Origin of the sequence: Bacillus sp. CCB-MMP212, from assembly GCF_022748145.1 — a bacterium.
Classification (GTDB): Bacteria; Bacillota; Bacilli; order Bacillales; family Bacillaceae_G; genus Bacillus_A; species Bacillus_A cereus.
The window spans coordinates 1-19,681 of sequence record NZ_JALDQE010000001.1; the positions used below are offsets into that span (position 1 = coordinate 1).

The window sequence follows — 19,681 nt, forward strand, 5'->3', positions numbered from 1 at the left end:
ATTTTTCTGCGTTAGGAAGTTCTCAGCTTTCCTTCCTTCTCTGTATAACCGGGTAAAATAACTCGTGTCCTTTTCTTCGCTTATTATGAAATTGAATGCAAAAAAGCATATTCATCCCTAAATATAGGGACGAATATGCTTATATCCGTGGTTCCACCCAGATTCCCATCACAAAAAACATAATGGCTTCTTTTGCGATAACGTCGCATACACGGCACTAGATACTTAATTTCCCTAGGGCAGCTCTAAGGTGGTAAGTTATTTTTCTGCGTTAGGAAGTTCTCAGCTTTCCTTCCTTCTCTGTATAACCGGGTAAAATAACTCGTGTCCTTTTCTTTGCTTTTTGTAAAACATCCATTTATTGTTATTTAATATATCTTATTCATTTTATTTTTGCAAGTGTTTAAAAAATTTATTTATTTAATTAAAAAAGTGAAACCAAATTTTTTTGGTTTCACTTCACAATTTTACCAATCTTGTGGTTCGTAATTTAAGTCTGCAAATAGACGTCTTTTCTCTTTCTTCGTTAAATCTCTCCACTGTCCAACTGGTAAATTATTCAATTCGATATTCATAATTCTCGTACGTTTTAACGTGTATACTTGATAACCTAAAGCTTCACACATACGGCGAATTTGACGATTTAGCCCCTGTGTTAAAATAATTTGGAACTCATATTTTGATAACTGTGTAACCTCACAAGGAAGCGTTTTTGTTCCTAAAATTTTAACACCCGCTGCCATTTTCTCTAAGAAATCAGGTGTAATTGGCTTATCTACTGAAACGATATATTCTTTCTCATGTTTGTTTTCAGCACGTAAAATTTCATTAACAATATCACCATCATTCGTTAATAAAATTAAACCGTCTGAGTCTTTATCAAGACGTCCAATGTGACTAATTCGTAAAGGATGGTTCACTAAATCGATAATATTACCTTTTACAGCTTTTTCACTCGTACATGTAATACCTACTGGTTTATTTAAAGCGATATATACGTGATCTCGAGCAATTCGAAGCTGCTCTCCATTTACTCGTACATCATCACCTGGGTTCACTTGGTCACCAATTTTTGCAACCTTACCGTTAATAATTACTCTTCTCTCATTAATTAGTTTATCCGCTCCACGTCGAGACGCTTTTCCAGCTTCACTAATAAATTTATTGATACGCAAATTAGGCACATCCTTTTCTAAAAAAAATTTCAAGCTCACACTGCTTCTACCGTACAATACAAAAGGGTAAGCCTCCTATTATAACTTAAATATATTAACATGAAAGGGTATATAACGTCTTCTATTAATTACTTGTTTATAAGAAAATATCTTTATTATACATTCATTTATGCACTTTTTCATCGTTTAATATACAAGCCATTCTTCCTTACATACAGCTTGTTTTCCTTGTATCTTTTCTATATCTTCATGAATATTAGCTAATTTATATAAATCTGGGAAAATCTCTTCCACATAATGTTGGTGCGCTATTTCATCTTTCCAATACGTTAACACTATGTAACGATTTTCATTTTCCAAAGACTTCCCAACTACTCCACCTAGCATTCCTTTTGCTTTTTCCATTCCTTTATTCCAAATTGTTTCTTGCTTATGTAAAAAATGCTTTTCCTTTTCCAACTTTACATCACATATAGCAACTCTTACGAATGCTCCCTCTATTACAACGTCTTTCAAATGCATATCAGTTATATCATACAACGTTTGAAATAATTCAATTTCACATGAAAGAAACGTATCCTCTTGATTACTATTTAAATAAATTGTATCGTGAGCACCATTCATAAATGATTGATATACACTTCTATCTTCCCATAAAGTAAATACACATGCCTCATCTTCATTCCATCCACCAAATTGTCCATGAAAACCATCTAGGTGCTGTATATCACGCCATTTTTCTTGCGCACTGGAAAACAATTCTTTTTTCTCTTCTTCCACCTTACAGTAGATTGTTTTTAGTAACATTTTAAATTCCCCCTTATGATTCGATCCATTTACTTACTCGAAGTTTGATGCCCCTCCGTAAATGCTGTAAGTTGATTACCGAAATACTTAGCTTGTAAAAAGACATCTAGAATATAAAAATTCAAATTTCTTGCTTCGCTTTCTTATTCCACTTTCAGTTTACATAACATAATTATACCTTACTGATTATCTATATCATTCAATAAAACATCCTATTTTTTATACTTGGTAAACTTTCCACTCATTTTCATAAGAAATACTATTTTATTCTATACGCATAATAAATTTAATTCAAACAATTCAGAATTAAAAACTAAAAAAGATAGGAAGTAAACAATCCTACAATATCATCTACTCCCTATCTTTTTTATCATCAATTATTTTTCAAATATAGAATACATAATTTCTCCTGGATAATGTAATACAGTTACCTTCCGCTCCCCTTTTTTAAAACTAACAGTATGCCCGTTTTCCCCTAAGTTCTCCCATCCACTCGCCTTTGTAATTGGCATTACACTTATATATTGATAGTCCTCTTCCTTATCATCGTTAATATGAATTGCTGACATTGGTACTGGAAAACCTTTAATTTTAGATTCTTTATTCATAAATATGAATGCAATTACACCAACTAATAACATAGCCATTGAAATATTTGAAACTAGTTTTCTTCTATTCATTTTCACTAAAAACCCTCTTTTCTCACATATAACTTTCATCATTTTACTAACTTTAATTATTTATGTATAGAAAAGATATAATTTAAATCATTTCCAACCTATTTTCTCTACTCTAAACAACATTATTGTTATATATTATAATTATAAGTTTTTAAATTTTGGAGGCGTTACATATTGCAGAAATTATTTTTTACTAAATGGACAGTTATTATTTCTATTTTCATCATTTTCGGTACAATTTTCTACGTTACTAATGTTAAAAATAACAACGAAAAAGCACCTGTAGAAACAGCGGATACAAAAACTTTCAAAACGAAATTACAACCTAAAATTAATGAATTGACTACTACTTATAATGACATCATCGAAAAAGATTGGTTGCCTGCCTGGGAAGAGATTAACACGAATGGAGATTCAGTAGATCGAAATAAACTATTAGTTACAATGAATGCTGTTTCCAAGCAGTATGAAACAATTATGAACGAAATAGACACACTTAAAATTGAAGAAAACATAGCAGATATAGATATACAAAAACAACTCCTTCAATTCACAACTCAGTTTAAATCCGCATCAAATTTCATGAAAAATGCAGCAAATTTGATTATAGACGGAACAAATAACTCTATTCCAACCAATGAAACTATTGAAAAAACAAAACAAGCTTTAGGACTTGCGGATCAACATATTGTCATCGCTTTATCTACTTTAAATGAAGTTGAAGATAAATTAGGACTTACAAAAAAATAAAACTATTTACTATTTTAAAATAAAAAATGATTGCAATTCACAATTTGTATGTCTATAATGTTTTTATTGATTTACAATCAATGTGTTTGTAAATTTTATAATTCGGATGAACCATTCAGGAGAAGGTCTATTGATCTACCGACGGGGCAAAAAGTTGTTATACCAACTTTGAAACTCTCAGGTCTTGGTTACAAGTAGAACTGCATGGGGACGAATCTCTGGAGAGACTCCCTCTCGCTTTTATAGAGCGCGGAGGAAAACGAGCACCGAAGGAGCAAATCCGCTACTTTAGCGGATAATCTCTCAGGTAAAAGGACAGAGACAAGCGAAAGAAAAAGCCGATTGTATCGGTTTATTTTTCTATCCCTTGTTTCTCCAGAGACCATTTCATTTACTTGAAGTGGTTTTTATTTTTTCTAAAAAAGGAGAATAAAGATGGAGACAGTAAGTAAAGTATTAGAACAACTAAATCAATACGTGTGGGGATTACCAACTTTGTTGCTACTCGTTGGAACTGGTGTCATTCTCACAGTGCGTTTAAAAGGTTTACAGTTTAGTAAACTATTATACGCTCACAAACTAGCGTTTAAAAAATCAGAAGATACCTCTTCTTCTGGAGATATTAGTCACTTCCAAGCACTTATGACAGCTATGGCCGCAACGATTGGTATGGGAAATATCGCCGGTGTTGCAACAGCTGTTACTATAGGTGGACCTGGTGCAATATTTTGGATGTGGATTACCGCATTGTTCGGTATGGCAACAAAGTATGCTGAAGCAATACTTGCAGTGAAATACCGTGTTAGTAATGAAAATGGTGAATATTCAGGTGGGCCAATGTATTATTTAGAACGTGGTTTGGGTAAGAAATGGCTAGCAGTATTATTCGCTATATTCGGTACAACTGCTTCTTTCGGTATTGGTAATATGGTGCAATCTAATTCAGTTGCAGAGGCAATGCGAATTAATTTCTCTTTCCCTCCTGCTTTAACTGGTATACTAATGGCATTTTTAATCGCAATTGTTATTTTAGGCGGTGTAAAAAAAATCGGGAAAGTGACGGGATATGTCGTTCCTATTAAAGCTTTCTTTTATATAATTGCTGGTCTTATAATTATTTTCTATCACTACGACCAAATTCCTGAAGCATTTTCACTTATTTTTTCTGGTGCATTTAATGGTACAGCAGCTGCTGGTGGTTTTATTGGGGCAACAGTTGCATCAGCTATTCAAATCGGAATGGCGCGTGGTGTATTTGCGAATGAAGCTGGTTTAGGGAGTGCACCAATTGCGGCGGCGGCTGCAAAAACTGATTCACCTGCAAAGCAAGCTTTAGTTTCAATGACTGGTACTTTTCTAGATACGTTTATTGTATGTACAATTACAGGACTAGTATTAATTACTACAGGTGCTTGGAAATCTGGTAAAACTGGTGTTGAAGCTACAACACTTGCATTCCAATCTGTATTTGGTACTGCTGGTAGTATGATTCTCGGTATCGCAATTATTTTATTTGCCTACTCTACTATTTTAGGCTGGTCGTATTATGGAGAAAAATGTGTAGCTTATTTATTCGGAGAAAGTGCTGTTAAATATTATAAAGCAATCTTTATTTTCATGATTGCAATTGGTGCTAATTTAAAGCTAGGAATCGTATGGACATTTGCTGATATTGCAAATGGACTTATGGCCATTCCAAACTTAATTGGTCTAATTGGATTAAGTAGTATTGTTGTTGCTGAAACGAATCGCTTTTTACAAGCAGAGAAATTGAAAGAAAATAATAAAAAACAGGCAAGTTAATCTATGAAAAAAGGAATGACTCATACATGATGAGCATTCCTTTTTTCATCCCCTCTTTTACTTAATTACTATCATTAAAAATATATTTATATCAATGTTTACTCCTTTTTATTCCTCCAAAAGTTTTTCACATAAATGTCATAAATCGTATGGTCTAACTATATAGTTGAAAAGGAATGCGACATTAAAGTGTCGCTGAAAAACTCATCCAAGAAAAGGGAGGAAAAATCTTTTGAAAAACAAAATCATTGTTTTCCTATCTGTTTTATCATTTATTATTGGTGGTTTCTTCTTTAACACAAATACTTCAAGCGCTGAAACATCATCTACTGATTACGTTCCTAACCAATTAATCGTTAAGTTCAAGCAAAATGCATCTTTAAGTAATGTGCAATCTTTTCATAAATCTGTCGGAGCTAATGTCTTATCTAAAGATGATAAGTTAGGTTTTGAAGTCGTACAATTTTCAAAAGGTACTGTAAAAGAAAAAATAAAGAGTTATAAAAATAATCCAGATGTGGAATATGCAGAACCGAATTATTACGTTCACGCCTTTTGGACTCCAAACGACCCATATTTTAAAAATCAATATGGATTACAAAAGATTCAAGCTCCACAAGCTTGGGATAGCCAACGAAGTGATCCTGGTGTCAAAGTAGCTATTATTGATACAGGAGTTCAAGGTTCACATCCTGATTTGGCTTCGAAAGTAATTTACGGGCATGATTATGTTGATAACGACAACACATCTGATGATGGTAATGGTCATGGTACACATTGCGCTGGAATTACTGGAGCACTTACGAATAACAGTGTCGGAATTGCTGGTGTTGCCCCACAAACTTCAATTTATGCTGTCCGCGTATTAGATAATCAAGGAAGTGGTACTCTTGATGCTGTAGCGCAAGGTATTCGAGAAGCTGCTGATTCGGGTGCAAAAGTAATTAGTTTAAGTTTAGGAGCTCCAAATGGTGGTACTGCATTACAACAAGCCGTTCAATATGCATGGAATAAAGGCTCTGTTATAGTTGCAGCTGCTGGAAATGCTGGAAATACAAAAGCTAATTACCCTGCTTATTACAGCGAAGTAATTGCAGTTGCTTCTACAGATCAATCAGATAGAAAATCTTCATTCTCTACTTATGGTAGCTGGGTAGATGTTGCAGCACCAGGTTCAAATATATATTCAACATATAAAGGAAGCACGTATCAATCATTAAGTGGTACATCTATGGCAACACCTCATGTTGCAGGAGTCGCTGCTCTTTTAGCAAATCAAGGATATAGTAATACACAAATTCGCCAAATTATTGAGTCAACTTCTGATAAAATTAGTGGTACAGGTACGTACTGGAAAAACGGTAGAGTCAATGCATATAAGGCTGTACAATACGCTAAGCAATTACAAGAAAATAAAGCTTCTTAAGAAAACTTTAATCAGTCGATCTACCATGAATGCGGAATAAAATAGAAGGAGAGACTTCTATAATTAAAGCCTCTCCTTCTTACAAACTATATTACTCTCCCTGCTTTTTAACCATATGTAAATACAGTACAAAATCCATCATTGTCGACGAATGACCAAGTTGACGGATCATCGCTGTTATATTTCCTCTATGATATGTACCATGATTTACGACATGTTGCACTAATTCTAAAATCGAAGTTTCTAATTTCCCTACATATGGATTCTCAATAACAAATACAGCATTCACATCTTGTATTGTAATTAAAAAGTCTTTATATTGATTTGCCATGTTTTCAAACATTTTTTTTAATTCATGTAACGATTTAGTTTCAATTTGTTTTCGTAAATCTTCTCGGTCTTGTATTGCTTCATTCATACTTTTACCATGCAATATGTGTAACCACACTTGATCTGTAATATAAATATGCACAAAAGTATCCTTAATGGATGGGAATACACTCTGTATCTGTTCATTAAAAATTGTCTCATAGTTTGATAACTCTTTTAATCGATCGAATAATCTAGTATTAGCCCAAGCATGGTAATCAAACTGCTTTAATATATAATCTTTCAATTTATATTACCTCCCTATTGTATGAAACGTATAATTTGTTTCTTCGTTTCCGATTCTCTATCAACCTTTGCAATCCCTTTTTCTTTCATTTCATGTTTATTTATCGTTTTATATTTTACATACGTATGAAATTCCGTTTGAAATGGAAATGGTGTAATCCGAATTGTTTCCTCGTCCACCCATTCAGCTTGAATAAGTTTCTCATCCTTACTATTAAACATTTCTGTTCCTTCAAAACCATCTTTAAATAAATCAATTTCATCTTTCTTTTTTACACCAGGCTTATTCATACATACGTATAAAGAAAGTTCATCACAAAACTTTAATAATCTATAATGTTTATCAAACATCGCAAACTGTTCCTTTGTTAACGTTTTCAAAATTCTTTTTTGTCGTTCTAATTCATGTTTATAAAATGACATCATCTCTTCATCTTCCTCGTTTAGTGGAAATGATAAAAAATGTTTACTGCAAAGCAATGCCCCGTATGGATTATAATTTTCAATTTCATTCAAACCAATCGTATAAAAAACAAAACGTAATGGGCTTGGACAATCCATAAATGTATATGGAATATTTTTAGCATCATTTAAAATTGGTACTTTATCTAGCTCTATCCATCCTCTGTCATGCTCATATATTGCATCAACTGTTTCTTTTAAATATGTTTTACCTTCAAAAAAGTCTTCTTTTATATGCTTTGCAATCTCTCCAGCTAAAAAACCATGATCATGTTGACGAATTAATATACTTTCCTTCTCATTTTTTTCACGAAAAATCATTCATATACTCCCCCTCATCCTCATATTAAAGCTTTTTATATGCATCGATTCTTAATTAATCCCTAAATAATAGAAGGGATTCAGTCTCTTGCAACGAAATTAACATAATTATATAGTATTCTTTCTAATCATAGTGATAGCTTTATCTTTACTATCTATTATACTAAAACATTCATTCCAAAAATTTTTTTATGAGGTGAAAACATGAACAAAACAGAATTAATTAAAAACGTAGCACAATCAGCTGATATTTCTCAAAAGGACGCTTCTGCAGCTGTACAATCCGTATTTGACACAATTGCTAATGCATTACAATCTGGCGATAAAGTTCAATTAATCGGATTTGGAACTTTTGAAGTGCGCGAAAGATCTGCTCGTACAGGACGTAATCCGCAAACTGGCGAAGAAATTCAAATCGCAGCTGGTAAAGTTCCTGCATTTAAAGCAGGTAAAGAATTAAAAGAAGCTGTTAAATAAACAAGAAACCAGCCATTTTATAGGCTGGTTTCTCGTTTTTATTTAAGCAATTGCTTTATATTCTCTGCATGATATACTTCACAAATATAAAATACACATTTGCAGTTACTTACAATTTGATACTTTCTAGTTGGATACACATTCGCTGTAACAGAACATCCATCAAACAATTCAATAATATTTCCAGATGGCTGATATCCTTCATATAATACGTTTCTTCTTACTTCCATCTTTTCTATAAGCTTTTCAACAGGAATATTTCCACTCTCTAATTCACTCTTTATTGCGTCCGGTAAAAACGAAGTGTCTGCAAAAATTAGATTTTCAGATAACACCTTTCCTTTATAACTAACATTAGATACACGGTAAAGAAATGTTCCATCTTTATCAAAGAAATTCTTTGCTTCTTTCGGAATGTTCTGTCTACCAAGTGCCTCTTGTTCAAGAACATCAAACTGAACTGTATCATTTAAAAGCTTTTCTAAAGCATGAATGGATGATGTATCTCCAGAAAATAAAATATTTTTAATTGCTTGTACGTTATAAGTGAATTCATTCTTTCTATTTTCCGCTACTAACATGAGGAACACCTCTTCTATAATTTTTTTATTTAAGATTTAAAAGTGCTGCCGCGTCTAATTGCGTAATTTCAGTCACTTCCTTACTGAATATTGCAACAGAGGCCCTATAATCTAAACTAGGCCTTACATCTTCCATCATTGTATTACTTGCTAACTCTTGTCTATCCTTAAAAACCAACAAGTTTGGAGGATCATTTGGAGCTGATACTGTAATATGTACTGGCGGAATCATTAGTCCTTCACCTGTCGCTTTCAGCACCGCTTCTTTTCGAGTCCAATATGTTAAAAAACCTTCTATTTTCTGTTCATTTGGTAGTTTCATAACTTGCGCTATTTCAATGTCTGTTAATACACCTTCTGCCATTTTCATAACATCTACATTTGGATTCATTTGTTCTACATCTATGCCAACAGGTGCAGATTTTGTAAATGCAACGACAACCCACTCACCTGAATGTGAAACGGATAATTGCGGCATACCTTCTGGTAATTGTGGTCTACCATGTTGCAATTTACATACTGAGCACATTCGATCAATTGGTACTTGGACTGGTGACATAGAAAGTATCTTACCGAGAACTAATCTACTAATTACGCAACCTATTATAAAACGAGCTCGATCTGCCGAATGATGATACGAATTTGCTTTCTCTCGCTCTATATCATTTAGTAAATTGTAATGCCATGATTGTAAATCTGAAATTCTTGCCCACCATATTTGACAATCATTCTCATTCAAAGTTGGAACAGAATCTACAACTTTACTTTCTATCATGTAAACTCTCCTTTATTCAACGAATATCAATTTTCATAAAAAAGCATACGTATATTGTTATTCATTGACGAGTGCTTTCTCTTTTTTTGATACAGATAATGTTTTTTCTTTCTTATTTGACATTACCTCTTTATCGGAAATACGTAAAGAAAATAGTAGTGCTATGAGCAAAAATATTGCTGATCCAATTAATGCTGCTTGATATGGTAAAAAATTGGATTGAACGTTATTACTTCCAAAACCAGCTAGTATACTAGCTAAAACAGCTACTCCTATCGCTGAACCTAATCGATTTTGCACATTAAATATAGTAGTCGCTCTCCCCATGGAAGGCGGCGTGATATTGTTAAAGGCAGAAAATTGCACCGCACCGACAGATTGACCTAAGAAAATACCGATACCAAACAATAATGCCCGAATTTGCCACGGATTCGTATCGTGATTTACAAAACTTAATAAAACAAAGATAATCGCCGTACAAATTAATCCTATAGAAATTACCTTTCGAGCTCCTAATTTCTTATATGACCATGGCACAATTTGTGAAGAAATCATTAATCCAATCGCCTCTGGAAATGTCGTAAGTCCTGATTCCAGCGCGGAAACTCCTATCACATTTTGATACATAAGTGGAAAAACAAATAACATTCCTAGTAAACCAGCTGATGAAAATAATGATATAAGGCTCATCTTTCTAAAGACTGGTTCTTTTAATAAGCGTAAATCTAACATCGGTTGCTTTACTTTCAGTTCTACGATTATAAACAATGTAATGAATACAACCCCAGCTATCCCAGTACTCATAATTTCTGGAGAAATCCACCCTTTTGATGGTCCCTGGCTGAGTGCATATATGAGCATCGCAAATCCTGGTGCTGATAAAATAAAGCCGAGAGAATCAAAGCGACCAGCTGATTTTTCAACATGCTCTGCTAAAAATAGAAGTCCAAAGAGCAATGCAACGATTCCAAACGGTAGATTAATATAAAATGCCCAACGCCAAGACATTTGATCTACAAAGAAACCACCGATGATAGGACCAATTGCTGGTGCTACAGCAATTGGAAGTATAATGAACCGAGAAATCTTCGGTCTTTCCTCTGGTGAAAATGTTCGAAATAACATTGCCATTCCAACCGGTGTTAAAAGCCCTCCACCAGCACCTTGAATAATACGGAAAATATTCAATGAAGTAATATCGTTAGCCATTCCGCATAAAGCAGAGGCAATTGTAAATACGAAAAGAGCAATTAAAAACACTCTTTTCGTACCAAATCGATCTCCTAACCAACCAGAAATCGGAAGGAAAACAGCTAAACTAACTAAATACCCAACATTAACCGTCCCCATTGCAGATGGAGTTACTTGTAGTTCTTTACTTATCGTTTGTAGTGCTACATTTACAATCGTTGCGTCCATCGCAGCCATAAACATCGCAGTTATATAAACGATACTTACGACTACTTTTGGATTTAGTTTTGCTTTCATTATCGTTTTCCTGCTAATGTTTTTTCACGAACTTGATTACTTTTTGGATTCAAATCTTTCCAGTTATATTCAACATATTCTAAGCAGCTCTGCCTACTAGCTTCTTCATATACGACATTCCAGCCAATAGGTACATCGAGAAAAGCAGGCCAGAGAGAATACTGGCCCTCCTCATTTATTAATACTTTATATGTGTAATTATCATTTTCAAATGGATTCGTCATACTCTACTTACCCCTTTCTTATTCTGCAAATATTTCGCTAATACTTGTCCAATTTCCGTAAGCGGACCTGGCTGACATAGATCTTTATGTCTACAATCAATATCGTGCTGCACAATTTGCCCGTCTAAATAATTTAGCCACGTATTTGGAGAAATAGGATCAAACCAGTCTGGTATAACAGTAGATCTAAAGAATAAGATATCTCCATTATAAACTTTCGGTACATATTTCCCTAACAACCCTACTGAATTTACATATGTTTCTTTCAAGTTCAATATAGTCTCTTCTTCAAGACTTGCTAATGCACTTCCATCTTTACGAAGGATTTCAACTGCACTTTCCATTGTAAGTGGTTTACCATCCATGTTATCTGGGTCATATCCGCCTAAAGCAAGTAATGCGATTAACGCTTCCTCTTCAGTAGGCGCTTCCGTATTCGGTAAGAAGTGTCCAGGATAAGAATCAAGCATAACGAGTAATTCTACTTCTTCCCCTTCATTTTGTAATTGCGCCGCCATTGCATGCACAACATTTCCTCCAAGCGACCAACCTAATAAACGATATGGTCCATGAGGCTGTACTTCACGAACGTGTTTCAAGTAATCCGCCGCCATCTCCTCTAAACTTTTTGGAAGTTCTTCATTTTTAGCGATACCACGTGCTTGTACACCATAGATTGGATAATCTGTCCCTAAAGATTTCATAAGTCCTGCATAGCACCAACTTAATCCACCTGCTGGATGTACACAAAATAGTGGTAATTGATCCCCGCTTGCTCGTAATGGAAGCAACACATCAAGTGCACTTTGACCATTCCCCATCTCAAGTCTTTCAGCTAACCCTGCAACAGTCGGTGCTGCAAATAAAGTACCAATGTTTAGTTCCACTCCAAGCGCCTCTTTAATGCGGCTCATAAGCTGTACTGCAAGGAGTGAATGGCCACCAAGATCAAAGAATCCGTCATCAATTCCAATTTGAGGTACACTTAGCACTTCTGTAAACAAGTCACATAACATTTCTTCTTGCGGTGTTCTTGGACCACGACTAGAAGATGATGCGATAAATTCTGGAGCTGGCAATGCCTTTCTATCTAATTTACCGTTTGGAGTTAAAGGTAACTCATTTACTACTACAAAAGCGTATGGAACCATATAATCTGGTAAACTACCACCAGCAAACTGACGCATTTCATTCGTATCAATCGCTTCATTATTTGATGCAACGATATAAGAAACTAACCGTTTATCCCCTGGTTGATCTTCCCGTACAATAACGGCTACTTGCTCAACTTTAGGGTGCTTCATTATGACTGCTTCTATTTCTCCTAATTCAATTCGAAATCCACGAATTTTTATTTGATGATCTGCACGTCCTATATAATCTAGCGTCCCATCTTTACGCCAGCGAGCTAAGTCTCCTGTACGATACATTCTTGTACCTGGCTTGCCAAATGGATCTGCGATAAAGCGTTCAGCCGTTAATCCTGCTCTTCCTAAATATCCACGTGCAAGCCCTGCACCTGCAACATACATTTCTCCAACTACTCCAGGTGGCACTGGTTGTAAATAGTTGTCTAACACATACACTTTAAGGTCAGGTATACTGCACCCAATTAAACTATTTGCTCGTAAAGAGACGATAGTTTCATCTAATTCAATATAACTAACATGTACTGTCGTCTCCGTAATACCGTACATATTAATAAGCTTTGGTGCGTTATGAGGATGTCGACTATACCAATCTTCTAAGCGACTTAGCTCAAGTGCTTCTCCTCCAAAAACAACATATCGTAAAGATAATTTTTGGCCAATCTCTTCATTTTCACGATCTGCTTGCATTAATTGATAGAACGCTGATGGAGTTTGGTTTAAAACCGTAACCTTTTCTTTAACAAGAAGCTGTAAAAATTCTTTCGGTGAGCGACTTACAGTATGTGGCACTACAACTAAACGCCCTCCGTATAATAAAGGTCCCCAAATTTCCCAAACCGAGAAATCAAAAGCGTATGAATGGAACATCGTCCAAACATCGTTTCCGTCAAACTGGAACCAATGATCAGTTGCTCCTAAAAGTCTTACTACATTTTGATGAGGTATCATAACGCCTTTCGGTCTACCCGTTGAGCCTGACGTATAAATAACGTAAGCAATATGTGATGGAGATAATGGCTTAATTCGTTCCACTTCATCAATATTGTCATCACTATATTTCTCAACTTCTGCTATTACTTTCACATCATCAACTAAAACTTTTAGTGCCTCATCACATTCAATTTCCACTTCTGAATTCGTTAAAACACATGATGGTTTCGCATCGTGTAGCATAAATGAAATGCGGTCTGCTGGGTAATCTGGATCTAACGGAAGGTATCCAGCACCAGCTTTAAGAACAGCTAATAAGCTTACAACCATGTTTAATGATCTTGGCATCGCTAAAGCAACGAGTTGATCAGGACCAATCCCTTTTGCTATTAGGAATCGAGCTATTTTATTTGCTTTTCTATTTAACTCTTCATAAGTTAATTTCTTATTTTCAAAGACAACAGCTATAGAATTTGGATTTATATGAGCCTGCTTTTCAAACAATTGTGGCAATGTCATTTCTGGTGCAATTTGAAAACCACCATTCCACTTTTCTAACACTGTATTTTTCTCTGCTACAGTTAATATTTCTAATCTGCCAATTGATTGATCCGGATTTGTAGCTGCATCATCTAATAACAAAATGAATCGTTCTATTAGTTTTTGAACCGTTTCACGTTTATATAAATCGGTACTAAACTCTAGTAATCCATGTAAACCGTTCGGAGTACCATCAACCTCGTTACTCTCACTAATTTCAAATGTTAAATCAAATTTTGCAGAACCAACGCTTTGAATTTCAAGGCTCGCTTCTAAATCTGGTGCATGAAACGTTGCTTCTGGTGTATTTTGAAAAGCTAACATAACTTGAAACAACGGGTGGCTGTTTCGAGTACGTACTGGATTTAACACTTCAACAAGCCTTTCAAATGGAACATCTTGATTTTCATAAGCTGCAAGATTTACCTGCTTCACTCTATTTAATAATTCTTTAAAACTTGGATCTCCTGACGTATTTGTACGTAACACTAATGTATTTACAAATAAACCAACGATATCTGAAAGTACATCATCATTTCTTCCAGCAATCGGACTTCCAATTGGTATATCAGTGCCTGCACCTAATCTTGTAAATAGTGCACTAAGCCCTGCTTGCAATACCATAAACAAACTAACTCCATTTTTACGTGCAAGCTCTACTAACCTACTATGCATACCTTCATCTATATGAAAATGAATTGTTTCCCCGCGGTAACTCGTCTCAATTGGACGCTGGAAATCTGTAGGTAACTCCATTTGGTCTGGTAAACCTTTAAGTTCTTCTTTCCAAAAATCTAATTGTGTTGAAATAAGACTCTCTGGTGTCGTTTCATCACCTAGCAATTGCTGTTGCCAAAGTGCATAATCTGCGTATTGAACTGGTAGTGTCTCCAGCTGAACTCTGTCACCTTGACATCGTGCTTTATACGCCGCTGTAAAATCTCTCGTTAACGGCTGTAATGACCAGCCATCACCTACAATATGATGTAATAAAATTAATAATACATGTTCGTTTTCACTCACTGTAAAAAGTTGCAAACGAACTGCCGGCTCAATATCGAGGTTAAAACTATATCTTACCGCCTCTGAAAGTACACTTTCTAATTCATCTTTACATGTATTAGTTATAACCATTTCTAGATTTAAGTTTTCCATATCTAAAATTTTCTGATAGGAACTACCTAATACGTTAGGGAAAATTGTTCTAAGTGTTTCATGTTTCTCAACTACATCATAAAAAGCACCTTGTAATGCTTCCCGATTCAATATTCCATTCATACGAATGACTAGCGGAATATTATAAGTAGGACTTGGACCTTCTAAACAATTTAAGAACCATAACCTGCGCTGTGCAAATGAAAGTGGAACTTCATTTGGCCTACTTGCTTTCTGAATAGCTGGTCTTGCACTTTTTGCATGGTTTAATTGTTTCGCCAGTTCGGCAACAGTTGGTGATTCAAATAGTTTCCCGATTCCTAATTCCACACTTAACGTTTCACGAATTCTTGCCATTAAACGAGATGCGAGAAGTGAATGTCCACCCATTTCAAAGAAATTATCATCAATGCTAATTCGAGAAACACCAAGTACTTCTGCAAATAAATCACATAATATTTCTTCTTTCGGATTTCTAGCAACTCTCTCATTGTTCATTCCATTAAAATCAGGAGCAGGTAATTTCTTTCTGTCAACCTTACCATTTGGCGTTAATGGTAATTCTTCTAGCACAACAAATGCCGATGGTATCATATAATTCGCTAAACTTTCTGAAACATAAGAACGAATTTCTGAAAGATTAATCGGTTCCTTTTCTTCTGCAACGATATACGCAATGATGCGTTTATCATTTGGACGATCTTCTCGTACCATTACTACCGCTTGTTGAATATTTTCATGTCGTTGTAATACCGTTTCAATTTCAGCTAATTCAATTCGGAATCCACGAATTTTAATTTGATGATCTGCGCGACTAATGTACTCTAACGCACCATCACTACGCCATTTCACAAGATCTCCTGTACGGTACATGCGCTTCCCTGATTCTCCATAAGGATTTGCAACAAACCGTTCAGCTGTTAACTCAGGTTTTCCTAAATATCCGCTTGCAAGTCCCTCCCCAGCAATATATAATTCCCCAATAACTCCAGGTGGAACTGGTTGTAACCCTGCATCCAATATATATACTTCTGTATTGCAAATTGGCTTTCCAATAGGAGGTATACCCTTTTCACCTTCATCAATGTTCATGAAAGTAGACCAAATCGTCGTTTCAGTTGGTCCATATAAATTAGTTATTGAGCAACCTAATTCTTTTAATTTATTTGCTAAATGCGCTGGAAGAGCTTCACCACCAACAAGTATATTTAGTCCTTGTAGCTTCTCTGGATAATCAGTTACTAACGCCTGCCAAAGCGTCGGTGTAGCCTGCATAATTGTCACTCTTTCTTCTTGTAAAAGTGTCGTTAATGCTGATGGCTCTTGTATGTCTTCTTTTTGCGCAATTGTTAAACTTGCACCACTAATAAGAGGTAAATAAATTTCTAGAGCAGAAATATCAAACGCAAACGTTGTAACTGCTAATAAATGATCATTTTCATTTAATGAAAACTTTTGTTGCATAGCCATTAAAAAGTTACTTAAACCTCTCATAGGAACAATTACACCTTTTGGGTTTCCTGTTGAGCCTGAAGTATATATTGTATAGGCTGGGTTTAAAAGTGATGCATCATTCTTACATGCTATATTCATACGAGAATATGTATGTAACGCTAGTTTCGTTTCTTCGTCATCTAATACAATTTTTTTCATATCATTTTCTATAACTAACTTAGATGAAACAGATGAATGTGTTATGATACAAACTGGTTTTGCATCTTTTACTATATAATTAACTCTATCTGCTGGGTATTCTGGATCTATTGGTAAATACGCTGCACCAGCCTTTAAGACTGCTAGCATACTAACTACCATTTCTATTGATCTAGGGAATACTAAAGCTACAAACTGATTTGGTCGTATTCCTTCTTCTACTAAATAATGTGCTAGTTCATTCGCTCGTTCATTTAGCTCTTTATACGTAAGGATTACACCGTCACAAGTAATCGCTAGTTTATTTGGATTTTTTTGCACTTGTTTTTCAAATGATATAGGTAAACTGATTAACTCATCGTCTTCCTTCGTTTCATTCCATTCCAATAAAACTTTATGATTTTCTTCAGGTAGAGTAATGTTTATTTTTCCAATCGACTCGTTTTTCTCATAATTATTTATTACTAATTCAAATAGATTCATAAATCTTTCTTTATGCAATGCTAGCTCTGCGCCATTATATACTTCGGGATTCGCATCAAAATGAATCATTAGTTCATTTTGATCAAAACGTTTATATACATTTATCGATAAATCATCTACAGGTCCTGCTGATAAGTTATGCGTAATACCACGATTTCCAGCAAAATTAAGCCCGTAATCAAAAGGCATAACATTCACTAACGGTCCAAACAACCTTTGATTTTCACCTAGTAACTTTAAATCTCTTCTTAATTCCTCATGACGGTATTTATAATGGCGACGTACATCTCGGATTTCTTTAGAAACTTGCTGCAATAATTCCGCAAGAGTTATATTTGGAGTTACTGTAATACGAAGTGGAACTAAATTCATTACCATACTTGGTGTATGAATAGATACAGAACCTAAACGTCCCATCATCGGTAAACCTAAAACAATATCATTTTCACCTGTTAATTTATGCATATAAATACTTGTTACAGCGACAATGAATTCCGGCCAACTTGTTAACGAAATATTGATATCTTCTAGTAAAGTTTTCGTGCTAGAACTAGATAAATAAGCTGTTTCTCGTGAAAATCCATTTGATGTTCTCGGTGCTCGTTCTGCCAAACTTACAACTTCTGGGGCATCTGCAAACTTTTCTAACCAAAAAGTACGATTTTCCTGAAATTGTTTAGACTCACGATACTCAATATCTTCTTGCACAACTTTTGCAAGAGAACCAAATGGCTTTTCATTCTTGTTTGTTTCTTCTATAAGTGATGTATACTCATTCGCTACCTTTTGGCTAAGAAGTGAAAATCCATAGCCATCCATCACAATGTGATGGATGCGCTGATACCAAAAGAAACGATTATTTTCAACTTGAATAAGTGCTTCAGTAAATAAAGTATCTTTTTTCAAATCGACTGGCATAGATAAATCATTTTTCATCCATACTTTAGCAGCTTCTTCAGGGTTTTCTTCTTTCCGAACGTCAATAAAATGCATACGGAACTGTGATTCTTCAATAACTTGCCATGGGCCAATTTCATCCTCTTCGAAGCGAACGTGAAGTGCTTCTGCTTCCATTACAACTTTACGTACAGCTAATTCAAAAATGTCTTGATGAATATTCCCGTTTATTTCTACATATTCCCCAGTATTATATATCGGATTAAGCGGATCTAATTGTTGCGCAAACCACATACCAGACTGCGCAGATGATAACGAATGACGAATCTTTTGACTGTTAGGCATTCTTTACTACCCCTTTATTATGTAGTCTATTTGTTACAGCACCTGTGCTGTTTGTGAAGATAGTAAGCTGTACCAACCTGCAACAGTTGGACGTTCTGCTAAATCTGCAAACGTGATTTCTTTCCCTTCACGACGCCACTTCTCTACTAAACTCATAATTCTGACCGAATCAAGCCCTCTATTTAATAAGTCCTCATCAATATCAATACTCTCTACTGACTCACGAAGTAGTTGTGCAACTAGTTCATGTACTTGCTGTATAGTGATTCCTTCACTCTCATCACCTTTTACACTTTGTAAATCTTTTAACAGTAGGTTTGTTGATGTCGTTACTGCGCATCTATTAGATGCATACTCCAATGCTTGTTTATGATGCTCTAGTGAAAAATCAGCAACTGCATCTGCTACAAAGAACGGCTCTATACCATCCATAAATGCTTCACAAGCTGTTAAAAGGCATCCAATATGCGCATAAATACCGCAAATAATGAGTTGATCTCTTCCTTGTTCATTTAAAATTTCTAATAGATTTGTCTTTTTAAATGCACTATATCTCCATTTTGTTAGGAATATATCATCCTCATCAGGAGTAAGTTCATCAACAATTTTCTTTTTATCTGGTCCAGCAGGAATACCGTCACCCCAAAAGTCTTGTAATAAACCTCTTTGTTCTAACGTTTGTCCACCAGGTTGCGCTGTATAAACAACTGGTATACCAAGTTGTTTACATTTTTCTCTTATCATTTTAATATTTGAAATAAGTTCTACTTTTGGTGATTCTTTATCGCTATATGCATCAAGAAAATATTCTTGCATGTCATGAATTAAAAGTACTGCACGTTTCGGGTCTGGTGTCCAATTCACTTTATTTTTTGGTAGTTCTGATTCAATTGGCATTTTATATACTGAAATAGATGGGATAGCCATCTAATCACTTCCTTCC

At 34.9% G+C, this 19,681-nt stretch carries 15 protein-coding genes, 1 riboswitch and 1 other annotated feature; of the genes, 4 read left to right on the forward strand and 11 right to left on the reverse strand.

What is annotated here, in order from left to right; all coding sequences use genetic code 11:
• Positions 1-122: 122 nt before the first annotated feature.
• Positions 123-346, reverse strand: a binding site (T-box leader).
• Positions 347-467: 121 nt separating this feature from the next.
• The 3 genes from rluF to MRP26_RS00015 all read right to left on the reverse strand — a co-directional run bounded on the left by rluF (position 468) and on the right by MRP26_RS00015 (position 2,704).
• The gene (gene rluF / locus MRP26_RS00005; protein WP_001222162.1) at positions 468-1,175 is read right to left on the reverse strand and encodes a 23S rRNA pseudouridine(2604) synthase RluF; all 708 of its coding nucleotides are present in this window, start codon (positions 1,173-1,175) and stop codon (positions 468-470) included.
• 186 nt (positions 1,176-1,361) lie between these two features.
• Positions 1,362-1,982: a YdbC family protein gene (locus MRP26_RS00010; RefSeq protein WP_197241497.1), complete on the reverse strand. Its 621-nt coding sequence runs from the start codon at positions 1,980-1,982 to the stop codon at positions 1,362-1,364.
• A gap of 377 nt (positions 1,983-2,359) precedes the next feature.
• Complete coding sequence (locus MRP26_RS00015; RefSeq protein WP_071730148.1) at positions 2,360-2,704, reverse strand: hypothetical protein; 345 nt, start codon at positions 2,702-2,704, stop codon at positions 2,360-2,362.
• Between the two features lie 132 nt (positions 2,705-2,836).
• Here MRP26_RS00015 and MRP26_RS00020 point away from each other — a divergent pair, with 132 nt between their 5' ends.
• The 3 genes from MRP26_RS00020 (at position 2,837) to MRP26_RS00030 (ending at position 6,641) form a co-directional block, all read left to right on the forward strand.
• The gene (locus MRP26_RS00020; RefSeq protein WP_071730147.1) at positions 2,837-3,412 is read left to right on the forward strand and encodes a hypothetical protein; all 576 of its coding nucleotides are present in this window, start codon (positions 2,837-2,839) and stop codon (positions 3,410-3,412) included.
• A gap of 208 nt (positions 3,413-3,620) precedes the next feature.
• Positions 3,621-3,741: riboswitch (glycine riboswitch) on the forward strand.
• A gap of 106 nt (positions 3,742-3,847) precedes the next feature.
• A complete protein-coding gene (locus MRP26_RS00025) occupies positions 3,848-5,215 on the forward strand; it encodes an alanine/glycine:cation symporter family protein (protein WP_071730145.1) in 1,368 nt (455 codons plus the stop codon).
• A 232-nt stretch (positions 5,216-5,447) separates the two neighbouring features.
• Positions 5,448-6,641: a S8 family peptidase gene (locus tag MRP26_RS00030; protein WP_065223657.1), complete on the forward strand. Its 1,194-nt coding sequence runs from the start codon at positions 5,448-5,450 to the stop codon at positions 6,639-6,641.
• Between the two features lie 91 nt (positions 6,642-6,732).
• Here the strand turns inward: MRP26_RS00030 and MRP26_RS00035 are convergent, their stop codons facing one another.
• Positions 6,733-7,257 carry a DinB family protein gene (locus tag MRP26_RS00035; protein ID WP_197241496.1) on the reverse strand — a complete coding sequence of 175 codons (525 nt, stop codon included), beginning with the start codon at positions 7,255-7,257 and terminating at the stop codon, positions 6,733-6,735.
• A gap of 14 nt (positions 7,258-7,271) precedes the next feature.
• The gene (locus MRP26_RS00040) at positions 7,272-8,039 is read right to left on the reverse strand and encodes a DUF3891 family protein (RefSeq protein ID WP_078400259.1); all 768 of its coding nucleotides are present in this window, start codon (positions 8,037-8,039) and stop codon (positions 7,272-7,274) included.
• Between the two features lie 204 nt (positions 8,040-8,243).
• Between MRP26_RS00040 and MRP26_RS00045 the strand changes: the two genes are divergently transcribed.
• Entirely contained in the window at positions 8,244-8,516 is a 273-nt protein-coding gene (locus MRP26_RS00045; protein WP_001043905.1) for an HU family DNA-binding protein, read from the forward strand.
• Between the two features lie 38 nt (positions 8,517-8,554).
• On the opposite strand, the gene MRP26_RS00050 is transcribed toward MRP26_RS00045, so the two are convergent.
• Genes MRP26_RS00050 through MRP26_RS00075 form a run of 6 tightly spaced genes read right to left on the reverse strand, consistent with a single transcriptional unit; the run spans position 8,555 to position 19,665 of the window.
• Positions 8,555-9,097: a hypothetical protein gene (locus tag MRP26_RS00050; RefSeq protein WP_053564558.1), complete on the reverse strand. Its 543-nt coding sequence runs from the start codon at positions 9,095-9,097 to the stop codon at positions 8,555-8,557.
• Positions 9,098-9,122: 25 nt separating this feature from the next.
• The gene (gene sfp / locus MRP26_RS00055; RefSeq protein WP_063547185.1) at positions 9,123-9,872 is read right to left on the reverse strand and encodes a 4'-phosphopantetheinyl transferase Sfp; all 750 of its coding nucleotides are present in this window, start codon (positions 9,870-9,872) and stop codon (positions 9,123-9,125) included.
• A 57-nt stretch (positions 9,873-9,929) separates the two neighbouring features.
• Positions 9,930-11,360: an MDR family MFS transporter gene (locus tag MRP26_RS00060; protein ID WP_071730141.1), complete on the reverse strand. Its 1,431-nt coding sequence runs from the start codon at positions 11,358-11,360 to the stop codon at positions 9,930-9,932.
• The gene (locus MRP26_RS00065) at positions 11,360-11,584 is read right to left on the reverse strand and encodes an MbtH family protein (protein ID WP_000184057.1); all 225 of its coding nucleotides are present in this window, start codon (positions 11,582-11,584) and stop codon (positions 11,360-11,362) included. Before MRP26_RS00065 ends, MRP26_RS00060 begins: the two co-directional genes overlap by 1 nt.
• Positions 11,581-18,738 carry an amino acid adenylation domain-containing protein gene (locus MRP26_RS00070; RefSeq protein WP_095690954.1) on the reverse strand — a complete coding sequence of 2,386 codons (7,158 nt, stop codon included), beginning with the start codon at positions 18,736-18,738 and terminating at the stop codon, positions 11,581-11,583. The genes MRP26_RS00065 and MRP26_RS00070 overlap by 4 nt, the downstream gene beginning before the upstream one ends.
• Positions 18,739-18,771: 33 nt before the next feature.
• Positions 18,772-19,665 carry an isochorismatase family protein gene (locus tag MRP26_RS00075; RefSeq protein WP_016512869.1) on the reverse strand — a complete coding sequence of 298 codons (894 nt, stop codon included), beginning with the start codon at positions 19,663-19,665 and terminating at the stop codon, positions 18,772-18,774.
• Positions 19,666-19,681 lie beyond the last annotated feature (16 nt).